The organism is Mucilaginibacter sp., assembly GCF_036568825.1.
Lineage (GTDB): Bacteria > Bacteroidota > Bacteroidia > Sphingobacteriales > Sphingobacteriaceae > Mucilaginibacter.
In genome coordinates, this window is record NZ_DATCRU010000012.1 from 14,381 (window position 1) to 26,844 (window position 12,464).

5 protein-coding genes are annotated in these 12,464 nt (G+C 43.3%); all 5 read right to left on the reverse strand.

Annotated features, from left to right (window positions below; translation table 11 throughout):
• Nucleotides 1-57: 57 nt before the first annotated feature.
• Entirely contained in the window at nucleotides 58-2,457 is a 2,400-nt protein-coding gene (locus tag VIM89_RS02795; protein WP_488154607.1) for an ABC transporter permease, read from the reverse strand.
• Nucleotides 2,458-2,513: 56 nt separating this feature from the next.
• The gene (locus VIM89_RS02800) at nucleotides 2,514-4,886 is read right to left on the reverse strand and encodes an ABC transporter permease (RefSeq protein WP_488154608.1); all 2,373 of its coding nucleotides are present in this window, start codon (nucleotides 4,884-4,886) and stop codon (nucleotides 2,514-2,516) included.
• Nucleotides 4,887-4,943: 57 nt separating this feature from the next.
• Nucleotides 4,944-7,364, reverse strand: coding sequence for an ABC transporter permease (locus tag VIM89_RS02805; protein WP_488154609.1), 2,421 nt, complete (start codon nucleotides 7,362-7,364; stop codon nucleotides 4,944-4,946).
• Between the two features lie 54 nt (nucleotides 7,365-7,418).
• Nucleotides 7,419-9,866, reverse strand: a complete 2,448-nt coding sequence (locus VIM89_RS02810) for an ABC transporter permease (protein WP_488154610.1) — start codon at nucleotides 9,864-9,866, stop codon at nucleotides 7,419-7,421.
• 84 nt (nucleotides 9,867-9,950) lie between these two features.
• Nucleotides 9,951-12,407 carry an ABC transporter permease gene (locus VIM89_RS02815; protein ID WP_488154611.1) on the reverse strand — a complete coding sequence of 819 codons (2,457 nt, stop codon included), beginning with the start codon at nucleotides 12,405-12,407 and terminating at the stop codon, nucleotides 9,951-9,953.
• Nucleotides 12,408-12,464 lie beyond the last annotated feature (57 nt).

Genomic DNA, 12,464 nt, shown 5'->3' on the forward strand with positions numbered 1-12,464 from the left:
TTAGTTCACTTGTTCATTAGGTTTATTGGTGTCTCACTGCTACTTTAGCTGCCACTGCTACTCTGATCTTAAACTTTTTACTGGGTTAGCCGTAGCTGCCTTTAAGCTCTGGTAGCTCACCGTAAGCACAGTTATCAATAATGCACCGATGGCGGTTGCGGCGAAAATCCACCAACCCATAGCTGAACGGTAGGTGAAATTTGCCAGCCATTTATGCATAAAGTAATAAGCTACCGGTGAGGCGATCATCAGGGAGATAATTACTAATCCTACAAAATCTTTTGAAAGCAATTGCCACAGGTTGAATACCGAGGCGCCAAGCACTTTGCGCACACCGATCTCTTTTACACGTTGCTCAGCGGTAAACGACGCCATACCGAATAACCCGAGGCAACTGATAAAGATGGCCAGACTGGCAAATGAGCTTGCCAGCTTGCCTACGCGTACTTCGTTGTCAAACTTTTTGGCATAATCATCATCGGCAAATTGATACTCGAACGGGGTAGAAGGATCGTATTTCTTGAATATAGCACCGATCTTGTCAATAGCATCATGAGCACTGGTATTAGGACTGAGCCGGATATCGACGATGTTCAGATTCTTCTGCAGATAAAAAAAAGTTTGCTCCACCGGTTGATAAGCCGATTCGGTGACCATGTCTTTTACTACGCCGATGATTTTGTAGTTACCATTGCCAATCCAGGTAATGGTTTGGCCGATGGGATTTTTGAATCCCAGGTATTTTACGCAGGCCTCATTGATAATAAAGCCTGATGAGTCGCTTTTGAGCGCTGGATCAAAATCACGGCCTTCTTTTATTTGCCATTTAACGGTTTTACCAAATTCAGGAGAAACAGCCAGGCTCTTAAAGTTTTCCTGCAAAGCAGGATCTTTTCCCTGCCATGTAAAGCCGCCATTGGTAGAGTTGCCATCGGTTATACGTGTCTGTGATTGCGAAACAGAGGCAACTACGCCGCTATTCAACAGTTCGTTCTTTATAGCATCGTATTTTTTTGCAATGTAATCGGTTTGCAGGGGCACGACCATAAGACCGCTTACATTATAACCGATAGGACGGTCTTTGGCATACTGCACCTGGTTGAAAACAACGATGGTGCCAATAATCAATACGATTGAAACGGTAAACTGCACCACCACCAAAACTTTGCGCGGTATCGAAGCCAGGCGGCCTGCCCGGAAGGTGCCCTTCAATACTTTTACCGGGTTGAAAGATGATAGATACAAAGCAGGGTAACTGCCGGCAATAAGCCCGGTAAATAAGGTAAAACCTATGCTCGCCAGCCAGAATACCAGACTACCCCAAGGCATGGATATTTTCTTATTAGCCACTTCATTAAAGAAAGGAAGAGATAGCTGTACAAATATCAAAGCGAACAAAAGCGAAAAGACAGCTATTACCAACGATTCACAATAAAATTGAGCAATCAATTGGCTACGGACAGAACCTACTGACTTGCGTATGCCCACCTCTTTGGCGCGTTTTCCGGACCGTGCCGTACTTAGGTTCATAAAGTTAATACAGGCCAAGAGCAATACAAATACGCCTATCACGCCAAACAGCCACACATACTGGATGTCGCCACCAATGTTTACCCCATTTTTGAAATCACTGCGAAGGTGCCAGTTGTTCATTGGTTGAAGGAAGATAACAGGCCTAAATCGCGCATCACTGTTTTTAGTGCGTTGAAGGTCCTTCATCTTAATGTCCCTGATCTTGTACGAAACCTGGTTCATATCAGCATTATCGGCTAACTGAACAAAAGTCTGGAACCAGCTTGCTCCCCACGGGTTATTAAAGCGGGTATCGTAATGCTGATCTTTTACTAATAATTGCCATGGTGAAATAAAGGTCAGATCGCCAAAGGATGAGTTTTCGGGAAGATCTTCATAAACTCCGGTCACCTTAACGGTCAGCACATCATCATGATCTATTTTGATGATTTTATTCATTGGGTCGGCATCACCAAAAATGGCTTTGACTGCCGTTTGGGAAAGTAATATCGAATTTGGCTCCTTCAGCCCATTACGGCTGCCTTTAACCATCTTAAGCGATAGCATATCCGTAATGCCCGGCTCCATAAAATTGCCACTCACTTTCAGATTTTTATCACCGATGGAAAAGATGTGCCCATTGGTCCACGAAGACATGATGACATGTTTAAAATCGCCACCGTATTGTGCCCGGAGGATAGGGCCCATCGGATAAGCCTGGGCGCTCCAGGTATCAGTTTCATTGTTTATCCACTGGTTTTGCATCACCTGGGCAATGCGGTCGTGGTTTGGGATGTTTTTATCGAATGACAGCTCGCTGTACATCCACAAGCCTATCAGCATAGCTACAGCCATACCCACAGCAAGCCCGCCAATATTGATCACTGACGACGCTTTGTTTTTAAGGAGATTTCTCCAGGCGATCTTTAAATAATTCTTTATCATAGTGTTAGTTCATTGGTTCACTTGTTCATTAGTTCATTGGTGTTTGACTGCTACGGCTACTCCGACCTCAGGCTTTTCACCGGGTTAGCTAAGGCCGCTTTTATGGCTTGGAAGCTTATCGTAACTATAGTAATCAATATTGCCGACGCAGCTGACAGCAAGAAGATATTCGCGCCCATTTTTATGTGGTAATCATATTTGTGCAGCCAGTTTTGCAAAAAGTAGAAAGCTATCGGCGATGCCAGCATGCAACTTAGTATTACCAGTATTATAAAGTCTTTTGATAATAGTAGCCAGACTTGTGTCACTGTCGCGCCCAGTACTTTGCGTATGCCGATCTCTTTTGTGCGTTGTTCGGCTATATATGCAGCAAGTCCGAATAAACCGAGACAGGAAATAAAAATGGCCAGTGCCGCAAATATGCCTGACAGTTTTCCGATAAGCATTTCGAGGTTGAATTTCTTGTTGTAATCGTCATCAACAAAACGGTAGGTGTAGGGAAAGGCAGGATTATACTTATTGAATATTGTTGTAAGTTTAGTAATGGCATCGTGTGTGTTCACATTGGGAGACAGGCGATATATCAAATTCCCTCCATTGCCTATATAAAACGTGGTGGGATCGGCGGCAGCAAAAGGCGAGATCATTAACGCATCTTTTACCACACCAATTACTTTTATATGCTGCTTGCCAAATGTAATGACCTGATTCAATGGATCTTTTAATCGTAAACGTTTAATTGCTGCTTCGTTGAAGATTACATAGTTAGTGTCTGGTTTATAATTGGGGATGAAGTCTCTTCCTTCTTTGATCTTCATGCCGAGTGTTTTAAAATAATCGTCTGATACACCGATATATCCCATCTCAACTGTTTCGCCAGGGTATTTACCCGGCCAATAAGTAATATCGCCGTGCGAGTTGACATCAGTAGCCGGAGCAGAAGCTGTTGTTACTGATTGCACCAGCCCGCTTCGCAGTAATTCATTTTTTAAAGCGACATAGTTCTTGCCAAGGTCTTCGTTCATGTCCGTAGCCATCAGGTTGCTGGTATTAAAACCGGTAGGCCGGTCCTTTGCATATTGTATCTGCTTGTAAATGACGACCGTGCTTATGATAAGTGCGATAGAGCAACTGAATTGTACTACTACTAAAACCCTCCTTGATAATGAATTTGATTTTCCACCACTGATGGTACCCTTTAAAACCTTCACCGGGTTGAACGATGAAAGATAAAATGCTGGTTTGCTGCCCGCCAGTAGTCCGGTGAATAGCACACAGCCTATCATAGCTAACCAGAAAATGATATTGCTGAACGGAATGCTCACCGAGGTATCTGCCAGTAAATTAAATGCCGGTAAAGCCAACTGGACAAACAAAAGGCAAAAAGCAAAAGAAATGACAGTTATCAAAGTCGATTCGGTCAGAAATTGGAAGATCAGGTCCTTTCTTTGCGAGCCGATCGCTTTGCGTACACCCACTTCTTTGGCGCGTTTTTCGGAGCGCGCAGTAGAAAGATTGACGAAATTGATACAAGCAATCAATAGTACTAGTACTCCGATCAAACTAAAAATATGTACATAGTCGATAAACCCGCCACCGGCTATACCGTTTTTATATTCATTATACAAATGCCAGTCTTTTAATGGCTGAATGATTACTCTTGAATTTCGGGCATTGGTGCTATTGGGCTCGCTTTTTTCAATATCGCTGATTTTGGCTGCAACCCGGGCATAGCTGATATTGGGTTTTAGTTTAACAAATATCTGATAGCTATTGCCGTCAAAACCGCCTGTACGGTCCCGTTTTACATAGCTCCTGGTTTGTTCCATATAACTGAATGGTATCAGGTATTTAAATTGGAAAGATGAATTTGCCGGTATGTCTTTCAACAATCCAGTTACTTTCAAATCGTGCTGATTATCTACCCTAACGGTTTTATTAAGGGGATTCTCATCGCCAAACAAGGCTTTTGCTGTGCTTTGTGTTAGCACAATGGAATAAGGGTCGCTCATTGCGGAATTTGCATTGCCCTCGACAAAAGGATACTGAAACATTTTCAGAAAATCGCTGCCTATTTGAGCGCCTTGCAAGTATATCTTTTTATTGCCTACCATCAGCCCATGCGAGTCGCCCCAATCAGATTCGGCAACATATTCTATTTCGGGTATGCTGTTACGTAATGCATCAGCCAGTTTTAGCGAGGTGGAGCTGAATGTCAGCGTTTCGCCGTTACTGTTAAAATTTCGTCTTACCTGGTATAGCTGTTCATAGTTTGGCAAGAAGCGGTCATATGAATATTGAAATTGTACCCATAAGCCAATAATGAGGGCAACTGCCATGCCGGCAGCAAGACCAAGTATATTTAATGCGCTGTATATTTTATTACCTAAAATATTTCGCCAAGCGATCTTTAAATAATTCTTTATCATGGTTTTAGTTCATTAGTTCACTTGTTCATTAGTTCATTGGTGGCCTAACTCTAACTGCTACTCTGATCTTAAACTTTTAACCGGATTCGCAGTAGCTGCTTTAATGCTCTGAAAGCTTACCGTAATCAAAGTGATGATTAGCGCGCCGCCACAGGTTACTCCAAATACCCACCAGGATATATCCGTGCGGTAGTGATAATTCATCAGCCATTTGTGCATAAAATACCAGGCGAGTGGTGATGCAATTAATTGCGACAGAACAACCAGCTGCACAAAGTCTTTAGATAAAAGAGCCCAAAGATTTACAACCGTTGCACCTAATACCTTGCGAACACCAATTTCTTTAAAGCGTTGCTCTGCAACAAATGATGCAAGTCCAAACAAACCGAGACATGAAATGAAAATGGCGAGGGACGCAAACACGCCGGCAAGGCTTCCGATACGTTCTTCGGCAGCAAATTTGGCCGCATATTCCTCATCGGCGAACTTGTATTCAAATGGTGCAGATGGGATGATCTTCTTAAATACAGCTGCTATTTTTGGTAAGGCTTCACTGGCGCTCACCTTTGGATTGATCTTAACATTGATCTGGCTGGTGCCCACATGCCCCTTTATCATAAAAATGGTAGGGGTGATATCATCATAAGGCGATTCCATGATCATGTCTTTTACCACACCCAGTATCTTGTAATATCTCATCGGCTGATCCTGGAACTTCCAGCTTACATCTTCGCCTACCGGGTTCTTCAGGCCCATGTATTTTGCAGCAGCTTCGTTGATGACCATTCCGTTTGAGTCCGTAGGAAAAGCTCTTGAAAAATCGCGGCCCTGGACAAATTGCCAGCCGACAGTCTTTCCGAATTCAAAACTTACAGGGAGCGTACCAAACGAATCGTTGAAGTTAGGGTCTTTGCCTCTCCATTTAAAACCGCCGTTTCCTGAGGCGATCTCTGTTACTTTGCCAAACGACTCAGACATTTCGGAAACTACACCGGTATTCTTTAGCTCAGATCGCAGGATGTCGTATTTGCCGTCAAAGTCGCTGTTTTTCTTCTCGATCATGATGAGCCCTTCGCGGGTATAGCCCACAGGACGGCTCTTGGCGATTTGAATTTGTTTATAAACTACGATTGTGCAGATAATTAAGGCGACAGAAACGGTAAACTGTGTCACCACCAGAACCTTACGCGGAATAGATGCAAGGCGACCAGCTTTAAAAGTTCCCTTCAAAACTTTAACCGGTTTGAATGATGACAGGTAAAGCGCAGGATAACTTCCGGCTATAATACTTGTGATGAAAATAAAACCGATACTGACCAGCCAGAAATAAGCGCTTTGATAAGGCATACTCACCTGTTTGCCAGCAAGTTCATTAAATCCTGGCATCGAAAGCGTTACAATAACCAATGACAGGCAGAATGCCAGCACCACGATCAGGAATGATTCGCTCAGGAACTGCCCGATCAATTGCATACGCAGCGATCCGACAGCCTTTCTGATTCCGATTTCTTTAGCACGTTTTTCAGATCGTGCGGTACTTAAATTCATGAAATTGATACAGGCTAGCAGGAGAACAAAAGTTCCGATAATGCTAATCAGCCAAACCATCTGCAGTGGCCCTGTATCAGATTGACCGCGTTTTAAACTGTGCAGGTGCCAGCTGCTCATGGGCGCCACTAACACCTGTGGATTTAGAGCGGCCTCATCTTTAAATTTAACGTCCTTTAGGTCTTTTAACTCGGCATCTTTGATGTTGTGAGAAACCTGCTCAAAACTCATATTTGGTGCGATCTCGGCATAGATTTTCAAAAAGTGATTTTGCCAATCGGTCATCGCGCTTTGTTTGATCCATGGATTATCAACAAACCATAAGTCGATAGGCGAAAGGAATTTAAGGTCTTTAAATTGAGTGTTGAGCGGAAGGTCTTCATAAACACCGGTAACCTTCACGTCATACTTGTTATTTATCTTCATTACCTGGTTCACAGGGTTTGCATTGCCAAAAAATGCTTTAGCTGTGGACTCAGAAAGCATGATTGAGTAAGGATCTTTCAAACCAGCCCACGAACCATGGATCATCTTCAATGTCAACATTTCAGGGGCATCGGCATCCATGTACAGACCCGTTCTGGAAAGCTTCTTATCACCTGCTGATAGTATATTATCGACATTCCAGGAAGCCATCACAATATGCTTGAAGTTTTCTTTATAGTTGGCCTTCAACTCCGTATATAATGGAAACTGTACAGAGCTGTTCGTCCCCTGCGTATTGCTTTTCTGGTCGACCATGTGCACTCTTATTTGCCCGATGGTGTTATAATTTTTATGATAGGTATCGAACGACAACTCATCCCACACCCACAAACCGATTAGCATAGCTACAGCCATGCCCACAGCGAGGCCACCGATATTAATAAGGGAAGTAACCCTGTTCTTAACAAGATTACGCCATGCAACTTTCAGATAATTCTTTATCATGACTTTAAGTTCATTGGTTCATTGGTTTCTAAACTGCTACTGCAACTGCCGCTGCTACTCTGACCTCAGGCTCTTCACCGGATTCGCAATAGCCGCTTTAATAGCCTGGTAGCTTATCGTGCTTAATGCAATTAGCAATGCCAATGCGCCAGCAATGCCAAATACCCACCAGTTGATGGTTATCCGGTATGCAAAATCCTGCAACCAACGGTGCATGATAAACCACGAAACTGGAGCGGCTATAATAAACGACAGGATAACCAGCAATAAGAAATCTTTTGAGAGAATGAACACCACGTTTTGCACCGATGCTCCAAGCACTTTGCGGATGCCTACTTCTTTGGTGCGTTGTAAAATATTATAAGCTGATAATCCAACTAATCCAAAGCAGGCTATCAATATGGCAAGGGATGCAAACAGGGTAAACATCTCGCCAAACCGCTGATCACTTTGGTATTGGGCATTGAATTCATCATCAAGAAAGAAATAATTGAAAGGGTCATTAGGGAAATATTTAGTCCATAAAGCTTTTACAGTGGCAACGGTACCTTGCAGGTCTGTGGTTTGCAATTTTATGGAATAGGCATTGCGTGCATTTGTCCGTAGGGAGATCAATTGCGGGTCGATAGGCTTTTGAAGCCCCATGTGGTGGAAGCTTTGTATCACGCCAATGATGGTAAGCGTGTCGCCGTTGGATATTTTTTTACCGATGGCGTCCTGGGGATCTTTGAAGCCCATCTGAGCCAGCGCCCTGTCATTCAATATTGCCCCCTTTTTATCAGTAGGGAAGTCTTTTGAAAAATTTCTCCCGGCCAGCAATTTCATGCCGAATTGGGGTAAGAAATCATAATCAACACCGAGACGATATACGGTTGAGCCGCCAAGCTCTTTATGATCGAGGCTTTGAAAGCCATTCGTCCAATAGATCTCCTGACCCATTACATTGCTTGACGAAGTCATACCTTTTATCCCTGGAATTTTGAGTAAATCCGTCTTAAATGGCTGCAGTGCGTCTTGATACACCGAATCAGGAATCGACTGAACACCACTTAGTACCAGTGTCTGGTTGATATCGACGCCAAGCTTTTGTTTTCGCATAAAGTTCACCTGCTGGTAAACAATTATAGTTCCGGCAATAAGTACTACAGAGATACCGAATTGCACAACGATCAAAGATTTTCTCAAGATCAAGCCGCCAGATGTGTTTTTGAAGGCACCTTTCAGAACAGCCACAGGTTTATAATCCGACAGAACAAAAGCTGGATATAAGCCTGAAAGCAATGTCCCCGAACAAAAGATGGCAAAAAATATCAGCCAGTACTCACCCGACATGGAAAAGCCGGTTGAGACATCCTTACCCATCAGGTTATTGAACCATGGTGTTAACACCGCTACAGCGAAACCGGCAAGAAGAATAGCTGTAATATTTAACAGAACATTTTCCAGCATGAACTGCCGAATCAAATTACCTTTAGCGGCACCTAAAACTTTACGCACACCTACTTCTTTTGCACGTTCAACAGAGCGTGCGGTAGACAAATTGATATAATTGATCCAGGCAATGCCCATGATAATAAAACCTATAAGAAACATGAAATTGACTGCGCTGCCGCTGCCGTTTACTTCGGCTTCCTGGTTGTAATTTGAATTGAGATAGATGTCACTTAACGGAATGATATGCAGTTCATTCCGCACATTGTTCAGCTTGTTCCCCTTCCTGTTGTTAATATACTTTTCGGCGAAGGCAGGCATTTTAGATTCAAACTTTTGCAGGTTGGTACCGGGTTTCATTTGCAGGTATACATAGAAATCATACCAGCCGATGGCTGTATTAGCAGAATCGTCTTTATCGCCCTGTTCGCGCAAAGCTTTGCGGAGCGTTTCGTATGAAACCAGGTAATCTATAATAAGATGTGAGTTTTTAGGATAATCTTTAAACACTCCTGTTATTTGGTACGTGTCAGGCTTGGCCCTGCCATCACCGTGAGATTGTAGGGTTTTGTTAACAACATCCGTGGTCCCAAAATATTTACGCGCCATACTTTGCGAGATGATAATTTTGTTGGGTGCATCCAATGCAGTTGCACTGTTTCCTCCAGCGAGTTTCATATCCAGCATGCTAATAGATGATGGGTCAGCAAAGTAACCTTTCTTCTCAGAGAACTTGATGTTTTTAGCATCATTGCTCAGCAAGAGCTCGTCATCGATCAGCCGGCAGTAGTTTTCAACTTCCGGATAATCTTTTTTCATCAGCGGACCGAATGCAGGATAGGATGTAGCCGACTGCCACGACAATTTTCCCTGCTTATACGCATCCAACCGGATGCGGACTATCCGTGATGAATTTTTTTGAAAAGTATCGTAGCTTCTTTCATACGACACATACTGAAAAATGAGCAGGCAGCAGGTGATGCCGATGGTAAGCCCGAGGATATTCAATGTAGTATATCCTTTTCTTTTTAAAAGATTACGCAGGCTGATGACGAGAAAGTTCTTTATCATGATGTTAAAACTCTAAATACTAATTTCTAAATACTAAACACTCAAAAAGGCACACTCACCACTGATTATTCACCATTCACTTTCTCACTCTGATCTTAGGCTCTTCACCGGATTTTCCAGCGCCGCTTTAATTGTCCGGAAACCCGATGTAAATAATGCGGTAAGCAGCATACCACCTCCGCTTAATGCGAATATCCACCAGCTTATAGCAGTGTGATCGGCAAAGTTTTGCATCCACTTGTTCATGGCCCACCAGGCTACCGGAGTTACGATCACAAAAGCCAGCACGATAAGCCACGCCATCTCCGTAGACAGCAACACAACGATTTGCGTTACCGTTGCACCCAATACTTTGCGTACCCCAATCTCTTTAGTACGTTGAGTGGTAGTGTAAATCGTCAAGCCAAACAGTCCGAGACAGCTGATCAGTATTGATAAGCCTGTTGCCCAGTTCAGTAGTGACACCGTATTTTGTTCGTTGGCATATAGTCTTGCAATGCTTTCATCAAAAAACTGGTATTCAAAATCGTCTTCGGGGTAAATTTGCTTCCATGCTTTTTCCATGGATGAAATGGCTGCTTTCCACTCATCGCCATTGGCTGTTTGTGGTTTCAGTGCAATGTGGAAGGTGCCATTGAAATAGAAATTGGTACTGGTCATGATGGCCAGCGAAGCAATAGGAGCGTGTATCGATTCCTGGTTGAAATCAGCCACGACACCCACGATCTGCATATCCTTGTCGCCATTAAATTTGCTGATCACTTTGCCAACAGCATCGTGCGGATCATTGAATCCGATTCGCTTTGCAAGCGTATTGTTAATCAGGAATGCTTTTGAGGTATCGCCGGGCATCAGATCCCTCCCTGCCAGTAATTTGATGTTGTAAACCTTAATATAATTTTCATCACCAAATTTTAGCCCCAGGTCTTCCATCTTTATCTCTTTTTTCCCGTCTTTGTAAGTGGCTTCGGTGCTATGGGAGTCGTCAGAAGTAGGAGCATCACGGCCCATGCTTATCATATCTACCTGGGGGATCGCTTTAAATTTATTAAGCAGCACCTGGTTTAATCGTTCCTGCCTGTTTTTCCAGGGTGAATTGATGATCAGGATGGCGTCCTTCTTAAAGCCGAGATCTTTATGTAATGCGTAATAAATCTGCTTGCTTACCAGGATAGTTGCCATAATGAAGAATTGGGCAATGGCAAACTGCGCTACTGTAAGTGATTTACGAAACAGAGCCTTACGCGTTTCCTGTCCTTTACCTGCCTGGTTTTTCAATACCGATATTGGTTTATATCCGGAAAGCACCATAGCTGGATAGAACCCGGACGCAAGACTAACTATGATAGTCAGCAAAACAAGAAACAGGACAACATTTGGTTGTACAATAGTGCTGTTTTGAACGCCTGCCGGGATAAATCCCGCAAAAAATTTAAGAATGACAGGGGCTATCGCAGCCGAAATAACGACAGCATTGAGCGTAAGCAAAAATGTCTCGCTGATAAACTGAAATATCAATTGTTTACGACTACTGCCCATGGTTTTACGTATACCGATCTCTTTAGCCCGTTGTGTCGACTGTGCAGTGGTAAGGTTGATAAAATTGATACAACCCAGCAATAACAAGAAGAGCGCAATACCTGATAGCTCAAGCAATGTGGTTTTATCTGCAATGCGTCCGTTAAACGTCCCGTAGATGGGATTGAAGTGAATATCGGCTAACGGTTGCAACATAAATTCTTCTGTTACACCAGGCCTGCCTTTATAGTTCCTTTTCTCAATATCGTTTATCTGTTTCTCAATATTAGCAACTGTGGTTTGCGGCGTTAACTTGACAAAAAACTGGTAATCAGGACTGACACCTCCCCAATTAAGCAAGCGCAATTGTTGTTTGATTGACGGGTCTGAAAAAGCTGTCGGAAAGGAAATGAAATCATGAAATACCAGGTCGGTGTTTTGTTTAATGGTTTGCACAATGCCAGTCACTGTAGTCCTCATGGTATCGTATATCACGGTACGTCCAAGCATGTGATCATAGCTTACACCGGGGAAATATTTTTCGGCCTGCTCCGAGGTAAGAACCACCTGGTATGGAGCATTTAGTGCGGTTTTAGCTGACCCCGCGAGCCATTTATATTCAAATAACTTGAAGTAATCGCTATCGGCTACTATTACGTTGTCCTGTATTTTGAAACGCGAGGATGCTTTGCTTCCATTAGGAACGGTCACGTTCGGTTGTGATAGCCTGAAAATAGGAGCGGCTTGTTGTAAACCTGTAGCTTCGTTTTTTACGGCCCATGGCAGCGGTCCGCAGATACCCGGATTATTACCCGGCGAACCTGAGAACGAAAAGTTGGTTACCACGCGATAAATACGATCGCCATCCTTATGGAACTTATCAAAGGTGAAGTCATAATGCACCAGCAGGTAAATAACAAGTGCTGCACTAATTCCTATCGATAAGCCGATGACATTAATCAGCGTAAACAGCTTGTGCCGCCAGAAATTCCTAAATGCAACTTTGAAATAGTTCTTTATCATGGGGTTAGTTCATTGGTTCACTTGTTCACTAGTTCATTGGTGTCTAACTGCTACTGT

Bases quoted from the DNA above. Each gene is read 5' to 3' on its own strand.
- VIM89_RS02795 (WP_488154607.1), bottom strand. From the start codon at position 2,457: ATGATAAAGAATTATTTAAAGATCGCCTGGAGAAATCTCCTTAAAAAC.
- VIM89_RS02800 (WP_488154608.1), bottom strand. From the start codon at position 4,886: ATGATAAAGAATTATTTAAAGATCGCTTGGCGAAATATTTTAGGTAAT.
- VIM89_RS02805 (WP_488154609.1), bottom strand. From the start codon at position 7,364: ATGATAAAGAATTATCTGAAAGTTGCATGGCGTAATCTTGTTAAGAAC.
- VIM89_RS02810 (WP_488154610.1), bottom strand. From the start codon at position 9,866: ATGATAAAGAACTTTCTCGTCATCAGCCTGCGTAATCTTTTAAAAAGA.
- VIM89_RS02815 (WP_488154611.1), bottom strand. From the start codon at position 12,407: ATGATAAAGAACTATTTCAAAGTTGCATTTAGGAATTTCTGGCGGCAC.